Consider the following 14610-nt stretch of genomic DNA (forward strand, 5'->3'; position numbering starts at 1 on the left):
GGTTCTGGCGACTGGATTATAACGAAGAAAGAACACATGAAAGTCTGGGTAACCTGCCTCCGGCAGCTTACCGAGCAAAACTAGAAAACTCTAATTTAGTACTGTCTCACTAAAGGGGAAGTGGACACTTGCACGGACTCATTGACCGAAACATAAACTAGGACGAATCTACCGCACCAAAAACCTCACCTCACACACCACTATACATCCACCAGCCTGCCCCATCGTAAACGTGCGTTACTTGTCCACTACCTGTGACCCACTTTCGCTTCCTTCCCCTACTCACTCTCCAATTTCTCACGTTCTACCTGCACAACTGCGCGGAGCGCGCGGCCGCCGCAGCGAAGCTGCGGGAAGTTTAGCAAGACGGTATAGAGGTATGTTGCCGTAGCAATTGGCAGGTGGTTGTGTTTTTTCTTCAGAATCACGCGTACTATGGTCATTCCGTACTACACTGGTACCTACCACACCTATTCACATTAAGGACGATTATGAATGTACGCAAATATCTCGTTTTAGGCTCGTTAGCTTTAGCCGGATGCCAGTCTCCCGTTGATGATATGCTTAACAACAATTTTGTGCAGATAAAGGCTGAGCCGGCACCCTCACAAATCATTGGGTTCTGGACAGGTAACATGGGCCCTTACCTCGCGAGCCTCAGTTTCGATAAGTCGGGTAACGGGTACTTTTGCTATTCCTACGGAACAGCGGACGTTATTCAAAAGGTCAAATACTCTGAAGACACTATCTTTATCCAAGATGGAACAAGGTTAACGCTCGACGCCGTTTCTTCCGATGGCCTAAAAGTCTCATCAAACTACTTTGGCAGTACCGTCAGCGAGTTTTACCCTGATGATGAACGCAAAGAAGCTTCGGTTTAAGTGACCTGTCGATGCGAACTTACAGAAAGTGCATGTGAGTGAACATCAAATACAGTGGCTGTTATCGGGCTATCATGTGATAGGCCATCAACCGTTGTACTACAACGCACCCGGCTTATAACCTGTGATCTTAATAACAATTAAAGATCACGAAATAGTGTTAATAATGTAAGCTAATCAGCAGCTCCATACGTGGCTAATGAAATCGGCTCAACAAGTGCTGTCGAAGTCGAAAACCATATTACTCGAATCGATACAATACTGCTTAAATCAATCAGAAAGCTAGCGCGTTGTGCACTAGACGGTTTACTGAGTATCGATAATAATCGCGTTGAGCGCGATTAAGTCGTTCGTCATAGTCAGAAAAACTGGCTGTTTAGTCAAACCGCCACAGGCGCAAATGCCAGAGCCGCGCTCTACGGCATCATCGAAACCACAAAGGCCAACTGTTGGGTAAGAATAAAGTTATGACATTTCAACCCAGCCCTTAAAGGTCGGCGCATAGTAGTGTACTATCTTATTGAAAAGTCAAGGTATCTTGCTATTCTACAGAGCTATCGAAGAATGCTCATATGCTAATAAAGTATCATCGTATGGAGCGTTCTACGCTACTACAAACTCAATAACCTACAAATATTAAAAAATATCATTACATATCAATATCTTAGATGCGATGACTTGCCTTGATGAATTGAGTAAGCCTGACAATGATATTGAGCAACTGCCATTTTGGCAGTTTTCTGGGCGCTAAGTGGGATTAGCGGACGTTTACTCTGAGACGATTGAATGAATAATTACAAGCTTATCAGAGCAGGCTTATGTATTTTTTGCAATCTCAGTAACCTATGAAGAGTGACAATTAGCAGCCCCTAACTGTCAAAAAATTACTCTATTTACCACATTCTGATTTCATTCTTACTCTTATGACTCAGTGTAAGTTAAATACCAGTTATTTGATAAATGAATATCATACGTTACTGTATCATCTCCAGACTTTAATGATTCTGTAGCGTTCTTCTTCACGCCATGAATTGTCTTATCATAGGTTATGGGGTGGCGAATATTAAGTCTGTATTTATAGCTATAACCGCTCCCAGCAAAGCCTAATACATCTCTAACCAAAGTAATTGTACAAATATGATTTTCCGGTTTCACGACTATTTGAATTATATTCATTTTATTTAGCAAGCGAGCTAATCCATCGTTTTCAAGGTCACCTGGTGTAGCTCTTAATGTGGGGATTTTCTCAACATCTTGGCAAATAATATCTTCGATTTTTTCAAATACTAAAGCATTATCATAAAACTCATTAATGTACTTCTCCTCTAAGTCGGGGGGAGGAAGTAAAAGAAAAACAAAAATTATCGATAAAACAACTAATAAAATAAGTTTCTTCATATTTTGTCCTTGGTCAATGCCCCTCAATATGTGAGGGTCTTTAAACCGTGTTCCTTGAATATTAAAACAACTGTTACAAACTCTACTCAAGCCAACAAAATTGAATAGTTCCGAATGAGTCTACAAAACACCATTCAGTGCGACCACCTCCGCCACCGCCAGTACCAGGTAAATATACGTCACCATCTGGCATATCTCCAGAATCCCCGCCACCTCCTACAGAACCAGAACCTGCGGAACCATTGGATTGATCTTGAACGTCGTCGTAGCTATCAATTGAATCCATATCTAAGCATGAGCTGAACGCTGAGTCGGAAGTGTTATTGACGTGTACTTGGTCGTAATAGTCCATTCCCTTAGTAACATTGATAACATCGATAGCTTCTTCTCCATACCCTGTAATATAGTTCATGATGCCGTGCCCAATTTTTTCATTCCAACTAAAACTACCATTTGTAGCAGCATCGATACCAGCGGAAATTGCCAAAATTTGTTCTCTAGAGAATCCCATGCCTCTCATGTTAGCCCCATACACAAAATTTCCAATTGCCAGCGAACCTATATAGATAGGAGGGCTATGACCGAAGTCCAGCGAACCTCCAGGCTTATGCTGTATATAGGCACGAAGAAACAAATACGTATTAGCGGCCACTTCATTAGATGGATTCAACATACCAGCTCCCGTTAAATTTGCTCTGATAGCAGCTGACTCCCTTAGTACTCCATTTAAATCAAGAGCTTTTCCCGAATCATCTACAGGTAGAGCAGTTGGCGGGCGATTTGAGTCGGAGCATTGGGCAGCTTCTGTAAGCACGTTTAATGCGTTGCTTGAGGTTGATGAAAGCACTACATTCATCGACTGCGGATTTAATCCTCCTCCCCCAATAGGCGGAGTATTGCTTCCGTAAACTTCTGAAATTAACGTCACATATAACACAGATAAATCTTCTTGGGGGTTGTAATCATGGATTACAGTGAACGTATATTTGCGATAGTTTGTAGTTGGAGTTAGTGTCAATACTAAGTCAGTACCGCTATAATTGTCTCCAATATTCATTGAAGCGTTGAATACACCTGAGGCGTGACTAAAGTCTTGACTAAACAAATTTTGCCCACTAGACGTATCCAAAGTTGCTGTAAATGCGGCGTTCTTGTTTAAACTTGAGTCGATAAAAATATATGAAGACCCTAAAGCGAGGTCATTCATGTTGATGCATAAATCATTTTGATAGATTATCTTATCAAGTGCATGGTTTCTTAATAAGGATTCGCAAGAATACGCGGAGTTTGAAGCAAAAATAGAGTATAACATCAATAATTTTAGAATATGTTTGAACACTTTTAATAACTCCTTTCATAAAATAATTATTATATAATTAATAATCTTTGATTAATTCCCAAGTCAACCTTTTGGCACTCTAGGATTCCTCCTTAAGTTTTTTCGTTCAAAAAACAATCTAACTTTCTCGCTCATCACCTTTGATGATAATTTTTTATTCTATGTCGCCTTATCTGTTTTAGCGCTATGACAGATGCGAAAAAATAGCAACCTTATATCTTTGCTTACACCCCATCAAATTCCTTGAAAACAACGAACACTTGATTATTGTCCGGACGCTCTACAGCGTGGACAGCTGTAAAAATACTGGAAAATCTTAGTTGAAGATTTATGATACAGCTTGTTGGGAATAGAAAGGGTGAGATTCAACCGGTTCGGTGCTACTGCCACCGCGAGCTAGAGCACTGCACAGAAGAAAAGGGTTCAAAGCTTGCAGGGATTGCATAGTCATTCCTTTAATCAAAACCTATCCGTCGATTTTTACGCTACAAGCAATTCTCATCCTTTTCAAGCATAAATTTGTTGAGCCCGTTGGATAGAGTCGAACTTTTACTTTGGTAGATTTTTTGACATGACGGCCCTCGTTTTTACAAAATTAATTTGCCAATTTGATGTTCCAAGGCATTGAGTCAACACGGTCTGAGCACTTTCGAAATGCGCTCCAAACAATGGATTATGTATTCAAATGAGGTTAAGCCATCGGGCTTTGCCGTTTCAATGATGTTGTAGAATATGGCTCTGGCCTCTGCGCCTTTTCGAGTATGACTGAGCCACCATGCTTTACGTCCAATAACAAACGGCTTGACGGCTCGCTTCGCACGGTCGTTGCTGATAGACAAGTGTTCAACTTCTACAAATCGTGAGAGTTTTGGTCATTGATTTATGCTGTACCCAATGGCTTTGCCGAGTGCCGACTTAACTAGCTATAATTTAAAATGATTCAGTAATGTTTGGGTTTCTCGCTGTCTTATCTCATACGGTTGTGATGTCCCAGCTTCTTTGAATTAGCGCCGCGCATGCACCCAGCAACCTACCAATGTTGCCTGCGATTGTTTTGATAATCGTAGTTCGATATCGCCCCATCAATGGGCGAGCCTGTACCGCTGCATTACAGCCACATGTAACAGGTTGACTTGTATTCCTTAATAATTCTTACCGTCTTTTTACCCGCCTGTTTCACAGGTTGCTAAAACTAAATGTCTTTGATTCGGTCACATCATGGCTTAATCAACGCACTGCATCGAATCATTCAATCAGCCATTGTTCGTCGACTCAAGTCGATTCCGTATTGTTTAAACAAACTCTCCTGGCGATACAGTGGCAATCCGTATTAATGTTTGCTGGTAATGCGAATGTTTACCTCAACGTCTTACTGCTCACAGGTACTCTTTTTGCGTCTTTTCAAGTTCAGACATGTTCATACCGTTATCAGGGCGTCGAATGTTTACTGTAGTGCCCCATCATTTTTCCGGTAGGAGGATGACAGAGCGGTACTGCGATCCTCCCCCCATAACTGAGCGTGACTTACCAAATATGAACTAAACTAAAATTCATAAAAAATTTTTGGAATGCCGACATGAAACATCGATATGGCAAGCAATACCGGCTAGCCGCACAGTGTCAGATGAGGCTGCTTGTGGCCGCAACAGGTATTAATTGCTCTGGGAAAGCATGTGAACGGTTTATGGGAACGGTACATATCGACCCTGTCACTGGGCAGGAGGTAGTTAATGGAAAGTTCACCCGTGCTTTTCATGGGCGAACACAATTACACCCTCGCACTTATGATGAGGTCAAGAAAGCAGCCCAACGTTTCGGAATGGCACAAGTGTATGATCACGCACTCTGGGAACTAATTGGCGAGGATAAGATAATAACAAACCTTGAATCACAGGGGGGCGACTTAATCAGCGAGCTTGCCACCCAAATAAAGCAAATTTGCTTGGCTGACGATAATTCGCTTCTGAAAATAGGTGACATAGTTGCCACGAACAACGAGCTTGATGTTATGGCGGCTCACATTTCATTATTTCGAACTACTGTTATAAAAAACCGTGAGGCGCTTGTAAAACTGATTAATAGCTACTTAAGCACAATGGCTTTTGCAATAGAGTGGCGGTCGCTACGGTTTATCAAAGAAGAATTCTGCTATTACATGCAGAATACCTTTTTTGACAATCCAAAAACCAATTTATCTTTCATTATCGACAGCGCTTACCCTGATTTAAAAACAACATCATTTTCATCATCTTTAAGCCGAATTAGCACCATAAATTTGCTTACTGATTATTTTATAACGGTAGTAACGAAGCGATCTGAGAAAGCCAAATACCGAATGCGTGTGTACATGCAATTTATTGATATTGCCCAGTTGATTGAGGACTTAGATTTTGTTCACGGTATGGTCGATTCGAATGATGCGAGAAATAACTCTGGTTTGCTGGCACTTCTTACTGCTACCGGAAATGCAATCAAAGTGAACGCCTATCGCGGCCCAACCAAAGTCATCAATAATTCTCAAACACTACCGAACGGGCGGTTAATTTAATGCTAGTAACTTTTTTACCTTTGCCGTGACTGGAACATTCTAAAATTCCAGTGGAACGTACTAAGTAGTCTGGCGGTTCGCGAAAAAAAGCCCAGATGGAACAAACGAAAAGCCTACTCATATGATTACGCTTATAAAAAAGTTCACCTGAACTCATCAAACGTTCCAGTATGGCTCATTAGTACGTTCCACCTCGCTCTTGAAATGTTCCAAAGTCTGCGTTTTTTCGTCCTTGTATAATTGCATTTGCTATACTTATGGCTCAGCAACTCAAGAGCCATAGACATGCCTTATTGCGACACTGTGCTGCGTAAAGTAAAGCCCGAGCAAGTTGAAAACGTGCTGTCCAAGTTCGCCCAATAGTGCTTCGTCGGGGGACAAGCAGCGTATCGGCTAGACAACGGAGCTTTTTCTATTGATGCGGGAGAAAATGATATTCAGGCAATTTGCGATGAATCTAACACGGTCATCCGATTTTTTTGCCGTTATAAACGCGATGCAGGCTTTTACAACAAGAAGCTTCAAACTTTTGCCGCCAAGCATGGCATTACTTCATCACTCACAGTAGCGATTAAACTAGGAACCGATAGGAGCAGAATATGACTAGTCAACTTGATGTGCTCACCTTATCTAAAACGGTTGCACGTGATAGCCAATCCGGGAAATTAAGCTGTGATTTGCTAACTCAGGGGCAAACGCTTTATGGTAAAAATGTAGAGTTTCAAGATTACCTCGAACGCATGACGCCCAATGGCAAGAAATCACTCGGCCATTTGCGCAATGGAGAATTTCAACAAGTCGTCAGCCTTCTGTAAAAACCAAGCCCCGCGAGTGCGAGGCTTTGGATTCAATTCGCTATTTTCCCTTTTGGCTAATAAAGGAAAGGAGACATAGCCCACAGAAGAAAATAATACCGATTACTTCTATTACAACAGCTTGCCGGAGATCAAATGTATCATTTTCTAAGAAGTACCAAATCGGAGGGACGCTTATAGCAACACCGACTGCAAGACGATAGATGCTTAGTAGTCCTGCTCCTACTCCTTCAAAAACTTCTTCAACAAACTGCATGTGACTTTTTATGCGATATACAGAAACACCAAAGTTCTTTCTGATAGCCCTAATTAGTACAGAAAGCCCTAAAAAAATAAACAGTGGATATACAACATATGGGTCTGTTTCTACTGAGTGTACAATATCACTAACCGCTTTAGACCCACCGCTAGCCAACTTAATAAAAACGAGCGCTACACCTGTTATTAAAACTAATATACCTTCTATGATTACAACTTTTTTCACAAAATCTCCTGTTTTAAAAAAAAGATTAATGCCTTGTGGCAAGAGGTATGGTATTGAACTAGATGATAATTAAAAAATCGTGATTATGCTTATCGGCTTGTTTTTCCTAAAAAGCAGATAAAAAACCTTTAAGCACAAACAAAGCCCCGCGAGTGCGAGGCGATGGGGTTGGATTCAATCACAAGCAGAATTAACTATTCACTCTTATTTCACATTAATATCGGTTGCTATACATCTACGATAACCATATCAAAGGACTGAGTCTTTAGTAGCGCTTTGCGGAATCTGACATCGCTACCGTGAAGAAGATCTCTAATTTCCTGTTCTGTGCTCTTGTCGCACCTCGCACCGAAAATTACCTCCGTTATAACACACGGTGTTTTGTACAGCTTGTCCCCCTTCGACATTACAACTCTTCGCTCTTTTTCATAAGACCATTCACTAGACTTAGTGTGAAAAATTAAATCCACAAAAACATCCCAGTCTTCAGAAGACTTTGCCATAACGATGTCTCTTGCGGTTATTTTGGGGTACTCAGATTGGTAATTTACGTCATTAGAAAATCTTGAATCCGCAAGAAAAGCTCCACTAGTGTCTGCAAGACCTATTGAAATACCTTTATGATTTTGTCCATAGTGGCCCCACATAAGCAGACTTTTCGGGTTCGCCGACAAAGATAAAATCCCCTTATCGTCAAAGTATTCCTCAAAATCTCTAATGCGCTCACGCAAGAAGTCACATACTTCTTCTAAGTCACCTTTGCACTCATCAAAATTAGAGTAGGCCCTATTGTAAAAATGAGACTTTTCATCTTTTGATTTTGCGTAAGATTGCGAAAGAAAATCTATTGCCAGAGTTTCATTAATGTCGTCTCTATTGATGCGAATCTGGCAATCAAAGGGGTCATTGAAATGTTTTGGGCTGGAGAACCAAAACTCATTAGTTTCCAACAGTTTTTTTGTGTAGTCGTTCCATTCTCGGTACTTATAGTAAACCAATGAAATAAACTCTTGTATTCTTTACTCGTCATCACTATAGCACCAAAAAACAAAGCCCCGCGAGTGCGAGGCATTTGAATTCGCGGACTCAATCAAAAGCAAACTATACTTAGCCTTTTTGTTTATATGATCGAACCAGTTTGTGCACTCGGTTTTTTCTTAATGTTGACTTTCAGTAATGCTGTATACAACAGTAAGCTCATGAGAACCCCAACTAGACCGATTTCTAAAGATGAGTTACCAATGGCAATTGACCAGTTGATTATAAGGCCAAACGATAAAACAAAATGATAGCCGTCATGCACAAATCCAAGCGTTTGAAAAAGGTAAGTTATTAAGCAAATTTTCAAACCAACGGTGTATTTGAATAATGTACAGATTAAGCCAACTAGGCTTAACGCTGAACTTATCAACATCAAAATCGAACGATAAAAATTAAAATCAAACTCCATATTCATGAAAGTACAAAATGAGGCACAAGAGTAATGTTCAGCCGCAAAGTTACAAAAGACAAGAAAACAAACAAATAGTGTAAAAAAATTTTGTTTTTCAAATTTGTTCATAGCTAACCTTTGAAATAGTACTTAAATAGAAAATAAAATTTCACCTTTCAAATTTAGATACAAAAATATGCCTCCAAGGATAAGCGCTATACCAAAAATTTTCGTAGTCACTGTGTTTAATTGTATCTCCTTGTATTCACTGCCTTCATCTTCTTCTACTGATGTCTTAAAATTACTTTCTCCAACTTTTAGATTGAGTTGGAGGCTCCGTTTGCAACATGCAAAAAAACCGAAAGCAACAAGAAGAATCGATACAACATCGTACTCATAAATAATCATATTTCTTAAACCCAATTCCGCAAAATTTTACATAAAGCCTAAAAGTGATGTAGCTCTTATAATTCATTTGTATTTAACTCATATTCGACTTTTACAGTCCCTAGTTTGCCGTTAACCTTCATAATGCCATCCACTTGCAAAGTCCCGCTAGTCGCAGGCGACACTTCTAGGTTAGGGCCTTCTGAAATAGTAGTTACTTCTCCGCCTTTCAGAGAAGTACCTACTTTGCCAATTTGTCCTTTTGCACTCGACCCATCTGGTGCAGTTGCTTCAAACGCAGCTTCCACCGCTACCTCAATATGTAATCCGTCATTGTCCAACTTAGCAGCCGGAGTAATTTCAGCACTTAAATCTGCTTGCAACGGAGAGTTTGGCGATTTATATCCCGCCTTGAAACCCAAGCCACCAAGACTAACTTTTAACGTCGATGCTTTTGCAAGCCTCTTTGATGCGTTATGGTATCCGGGTACGCTTTTCATCGTTTCATGGTGTAACTGTTGCCTAAATATGCTTTCTCTCCCGTCAGGGTCAATGTATTTATAAGGGTTGTTGTTTGCATAAGAGTAACGATTGAACCCATGCATATTCCCTTTAGCTAAAAATGTGGCTGCGTCGACGGGATCATTCGAATAAAACCGCCCAATCACTGGATCATAGTATCGTGCCTGCATATAGCTTAAGCCCAATTCACTATCGAACTTGTGTCCCGCATAGCCTATTTCATTACTAGCAGTCTCATAAGTATCCCCAAATGACTTATAGTGTCGTCGACTGTTGTTAATAAGTGTTCCACTACTGTTAGATTGCGCCGTAGTACTGCCTAGAATATCAGTATGAATAAAACTTGTTGATGAACTAGAATCTTTTGCAATGAGACGGCTTCCAATATAAATGTAGTTTTTCCAAACGCCATTACTCTCGCTGAAGAGAAGCTTTCCATCTTGACTATAATGATAATATGCCGTGCTCCCGCTCTTCGCAGACTTTACTCGGCGATTGAATCCATCATAGGTAAATGAAAATCCGTTCGCCGCAGTCATCTGATTCGCCAAGTTGTAACTCATACTAAAGTGACTGTTATGAATAATATTGCCACGAGTATCGTAGTTAAAGTAACCATAAGCTTTTGCTTTGCTTCCAGAAGAACTGACACTTTTAAGTCGATTTTGGTTTGAATCAATAGAATAGATTAATGACCTATTAAGGGTGTTCAAACGCGTGATATTACCTAATGCATCATAATTTATAGAGGTGCTACCTGCTTTTGAGCCTCCGGTGGTTGACTTAAGGCGATCTAACCCATCATATGTTAAATTAGTGAGGTTATAACCACTGTCAGTGCCGTCTAGAATACTTTTTATGTTTGCATTGTTGTCGTAGGTATAATCGAACCATGCTAAACGAGTTGTACCCTTCATATCTGCCATACGAGATGGCAGATTACTCTGACCAAATAGCGTGGTGTTGTGTGTAACGCTATTGCCGTAAGTAAACTGTTTTATGACTCCATGAGGATAAAAGTCTATATTGCTAGCAAAAGTTCTTCCCGAACGGTTAATGTTTGTGGGCTCTCCAAACGCATTTGGAGTTAAGTTGACAACTCGATTTCCTCCCGGGTAGGTGATACCGCGTAAATGTAAATTACTATTGTAGTGATAATCTACTTTCAGTGCTCCGCTGCGTCCAGGTATTACAACAGACTCGCTTTCGACTAAGTTTTGATTGTTGTAAGTGTAACTGCTAATTACACTGCCCGCTTTCAGAGTTTTAATATTACCTACGTTATCAAGTGTGTAGTCAATGTCGGGAGAGCTATCGGGGTAGTTTACATAGCGTAAATCCCCCAAGTTGTCATAACTAAAGTCAACTGCGTAACTCGGCTTTGAGCTCGAGCAGCTGCTCACAGTACCATGAGCTTGCCACTGAAGTTCTCCCAAAAGATTGAAGCTGCTTCGAACATTACCAATATCTTTCCGCGAGACTAAGCAAAGATTATTGTTGCTATCATAAAAACGGTTTTCAGTCTGTGACTGACTGCCACCACTTTGCGTAATACTTTTTACATTGGCAAAGGTATCATAAGTAATATTGGTAGTGACTCTTTCTGGAGACTCTATCATCGTAGTTGTTTGATAACTCGGTGCCGCAAAAGAGCGATACGAAATTGTTGTAGAATTGCCATTGGCGTCAACAACCTCTAGAGAGTTGTCTGCAAGATAGTTGTATTGAGTAGTGCCCAACCCTGATACGGATTCCGTACTCAAACGGCGAATGGCATCATAAGTCTTTGTCGTACCACGAGACTCACTGCTACTTCCACTTTTGAATGATTCAAAAGTTACCTGATTGTTGGAATTGTAATCAAACAATTGATATCGATCTTCTGCACTTCCATTAACTCTTCTTTTTGTCAGCCGATAGAGTGCATCAAACGTTTCTGTAGTCGTAATTGAAGTACTTCCACTACAAGCATCCATCGCAGCATTTAAGGTACAATGTCGAGTTGTTCTAACCAGACCTCCACTACTTAGATAAGAATAGCTAAATAACTGATCACGCCAATTTCCATCACTAACAGACGTATCACTTTCTAAGTCCATTGCCGCAATTAAGCCAACGTTGTCGTACCTATAACGATTAGAAGTACCATTGAAATCTGTAGACGTTATAACCCAGCCGTTATTGTCTACCACTTTCGTCATTGACATTGTACCGGTTGTATAACGATTGGGGACCCTAACAGTTTGTGCAATGCCACGTTTGTAATTTTCAAAGGTTATTCGTCGCTTGGCTCCAGAGGTGTTCAAGTGCAAATCAACATGCTGCAACTGACCTTTTGACCCGGTTGCGCTGTGGTAGCCAGAATAAGTCTTACGTGTTGTTCCAAAGTACTTTTCGTCTTTTACTTGAAACCGATAGGAAGTGTTAGAAGAGGTCGCGCTATAATAAGTTAACTCTGATAACCTCTTATAAGATTCGTTATTTATACTTACGTCTACAGTAGTGGGTTTATTGAGAACCCAAGTAGCAGTGTTGTGCGCAAACCCTTGTTTAATTCGCCGATTACCACTCGGACCGTCCTGCTCAATCAATTGAGGCTTTTCGTAAGTATTAAAATTACTGAAAATTTCTTTATAGTCGGTGCTGATGCCCTCGTCTTTTAAAGAAATATGTTTCTCTACTAATCGAATATGCTTACTAGAAGAAATTGCCTTATCATAAGCATATTGCCCAGAAAATTGTGGGGGTACAGGATTTGTCATGTACTCTGGAATAGCACTTACCCACTCTTTAGTATTTCCGTAATCGATTGGGCTAACTGCAAATAATGACTTAGAATAACTCACTAAATTAAAGTTACTATCGTATGTCGCACTATATAATTGCTGTCCGTTGAGATATCCATACCGCCGATCACTAACGGCCAAGTTGTGACTTCCATCAGGATTGGAGACCAACGTAGCGTTAACATCTGCAGTATCTTCTTCGATAAAACTCACATCAGCATATGTTGGCATGCCGTCTATTTCTAACGTAGCATTGTTTGGTTTAGTATCCCCATAAAAGTATCCGTTGATATCGCTATAATTATAGGACCAAGGATAAATAGTACCTCCGCCGAGATTTAGTGTCTTTTTGCTAAGAACAAATTGTTGACTAAAAATTTGCAGCTCATAACTTTGATATGGACGACCTTGTCCAAAGTGGTTATGTTCAGGAAGCTTCGGTACAGCAGCTTGGCCTACACATCGCTCCTTTAATGCGAAACTACCAACTGCTCCACCTGGATGAGTTATCGTAATAAAGTCGCCATTAAGAGCGGCTGAACACATTGTGGCAAAAGCGCCATCAATTTGCGTATTCTCGGCAATTCTGTCTTGTCTCCAGAATTTCGCACTCGAATCTGGATATGCGAACTGCCACTTACGGGCGTCAGGGCGAGTCACTGTTTTCAACCTGTAGACACTGCTATTATTAGTTGCTGTAGGGGCGTCATACGAATAGATCCACTGCCTGCCATTGGCTACTACAGACTGAACACGTGCATCGGCTCCTGAGGTAAAACTGACGTCTATCGTGCGTGCGTCCGATGATGTGATTTTATCGAGGTTACCATTAGTGTCGTAACTGTATTTTACCCAGTTGCCAAATCGATCTCGGATTTCAGTAACCTGCATAAAAGCATGCACAAGCTGCATGCGGGTTTTTTCGTTAGGTAGACTTTCTCCGCTAATAGGAGGAACCGTACATTGAGGAATACAAGCTGGAATAGATACAAGAAAAACATCTTTAAACGATTTTAATTTTTTAAGGTTACCGAATGTATAAGCTTTTCCATCAGGAAGTGTAACTCTAAAACCATCTACTCCATTTACATCGACGCATTCAATTTTCCAAAGTGAAGTTGTTTTTTTAACCGTTCCATCCTGTAAGATTTTTTGACTGCCAACCCCAGGAATACTAATTGTGTCACCTTGCCAATAATCTTCTTTCTTAAGTTCGAAGTTATATCTAACCGTTCCTTCTCTTATTAACTTGTGGAAGTCGGGATTTGCATTGAGACCTCCTGAGCAAGCCTCGTTACGATACCATGCAGGTTGAATTCCAAACTTAGCTGACGTAAGAGTTCCGTCTAATTCAGTTACGTAAGATGTCCTAACATGGGGAATGGCTAAGCTCCAATTGCCAAGTTCCCTAGTAGCGCCAAACCAATTTCCTGTGTCGTGCAAAGTTCTAGTTAAAGATACATCTATGTCGAAATTACCGGGTATGGAAACATCTGTATGTTGCCACGAAACTGTACCAGTATAGGGATCTATATGGTCCCCCATTAGCTCAGTTGTCAGTGTGGGAACATCGGTTGTAACGTTATTTAACTCATTAAAATTATACGTGAAGGTTTTGGGCGGAATATAATTTTCAATACTATCTTCAAACCCAGGTCCTCCAGGATCGATGACACTTACGCTTGCACTAACTTCACCTTTAGCAGACGATTTAGTAGAGACTTGGCTACTCTCGGAAGAGAAGGCCATAAATGTGAAAATGATAATAAAAAGCTTTATGTTAGGCGGTTTTTTAAAACCAGAAAAATAAGAGTGGTTCATAAAATTCCTTTTTTGAGATATAGACTTCCAATGTCGAAGTTGATAATTAAGAGCATGATATTCGCAAAAAAACAAGAACTATTTCACTAGGCGCGATAAAAAGAAATGAGACACCGCCAGTGAGTTGAATCCGCATTCGGATTTCAAGAATATCTAACGCTACAGGCTTGCGATGACTAGTAGTAATAATGGCTTAT

The 14610-nt window shown here is 40.5% G+C and carries 10 protein-coding genes and 2 pseudogenes; 4 read left to right on the top strand and 8 right to left on the bottom strand.

Annotated features, from left to right (window positions below; translation table 11 throughout):
* Positions 1-491: 491 nt before the first annotated feature.
* Positions 492-881, top strand: coding sequence for a J517_1871 family lipoprotein (locus IW644_RS16960; protein ID WP_269918581.1), 390 nt, complete (start codon positions 492-494; stop codon positions 879-881).
* Positions 882-1062: 181 nt separating this feature from the next.
* A pseudogene (locus IW644_RS20020) lies at positions 1063-1328 on the top strand (IS66 family transposase); the annotation flags it as partial.
* Between the two features lie 474 nt (positions 1329-1802).
* Here IW644_RS20020 and IW644_RS16970 read toward each other — a convergent pair.
* The 4 genes and pseudogenes from IW644_RS16970 to IW644_RS20025 all read right to left on the bottom strand — a co-directional run bounded on the left by IW644_RS16970 (position 1803) and on the right by IW644_RS20025 (position 4942).
* Positions 1803-2279, bottom strand: a complete 477-nt coding sequence (locus IW644_RS16970; RefSeq protein ID WP_269918582.1) for a hypothetical protein — start codon at positions 2277-2279, stop codon at positions 1803-1805.
* An 82-nt stretch (positions 2280-2361) separates the two neighbouring features.
* Positions 2362-3618 carry a polymorphic toxin type 44 domain-containing protein gene (locus tag IW644_RS16975; RefSeq protein ID WP_269918583.1) on the bottom strand — a complete coding sequence of 419 codons (1257 nt, stop codon included), beginning with the start codon at positions 3616-3618 and terminating at the stop codon, positions 2362-2364.
* 629 nt (positions 3619-4247) lie between these two features.
* Positions 4248-4475: pseudogene (locus IW644_RS16980) on the bottom strand (IS66 family transposase); the annotation flags it as partial.
* A gap of 392 nt (positions 4476-4867) precedes the next feature.
* Positions 4868-4942: a hypothetical protein gene (locus IW644_RS20025; protein ID WP_442864459.1), complete on the bottom strand. Its 75-nt coding sequence runs from the start codon at positions 4940-4942 to the stop codon at positions 4868-4870.
* Between the two features lie 252 nt (positions 4943-5194).
* Between IW644_RS20025 and IW644_RS16985 the strand changes: the two genes are divergently transcribed.
* Together IW644_RS16985 and IW644_RS16990 are read left to right on the top strand one after the other, a co-directional pair.
* A complete protein-coding gene (locus tag IW644_RS16985) occupies positions 5195-6166 on the top strand; it encodes a hypothetical protein (RefSeq protein WP_269918584.1) in 972 nt (323 codons plus the stop codon).
* Between the two features lie 599 nt (positions 6167-6765).
* The gene (locus IW644_RS16990) at positions 6766-6981 is read left to right on the top strand and encodes a hypothetical protein (RefSeq protein ID WP_269918585.1); all 216 of its coding nucleotides are present in this window, start codon (positions 6766-6768) and stop codon (positions 6979-6981) included.
* Positions 6982-7021: 40 nt separating this feature from the next.
* Here the strand turns inward: IW644_RS16990 and IW644_RS16995 are convergent, their stop codons facing one another.
* The 4 genes from IW644_RS16995 to IW644_RS17010 form a co-directional block, all read right to left on the bottom strand.
* Positions 7022-7465 (bottom strand): hypothetical protein, encoded by a 444-nt coding sequence (locus IW644_RS16995; protein WP_269918586.1) that lies wholly within the window; start codon positions 7463-7465, stop codon positions 7022-7024.
* Between the two features lie 227 nt (positions 7466-7692).
* Positions 7693-8463: a DUF2971 domain-containing protein gene (locus IW644_RS17000; protein WP_269918587.1), complete on the bottom strand. Its 771-nt coding sequence runs from the start codon at positions 8461-8463 to the stop codon at positions 7693-7695.
* Between the two features lie 122 nt (positions 8464-8585).
* Positions 8586-9026, bottom strand: coding sequence for a hypothetical protein (locus IW644_RS17005; protein WP_269918588.1), 441 nt, complete (start codon positions 9024-9026; stop codon positions 8586-8588).
* Positions 9027-9361: 335 nt separating this feature from the next.
* Positions 9362-14413, bottom strand: coding sequence for an RHS repeat domain-containing protein (locus IW644_RS17010; protein WP_269918589.1), 5052 nt, complete (start codon positions 14411-14413; stop codon positions 9362-9364).
* Between the last annotated feature and the right edge of the window lie 197 nt (positions 14414-14610).

Origin of the sequence: Alteromonas sp. PRIM-21, from assembly GCF_027563165.1 — a bacterium.
In the GTDB taxonomy this organism is placed as follows: Bacteria; Pseudomonadota; Gammaproteobacteria; order Enterobacterales; family Alteromonadaceae; genus Alteromonas; species Alteromonas macleodii_A.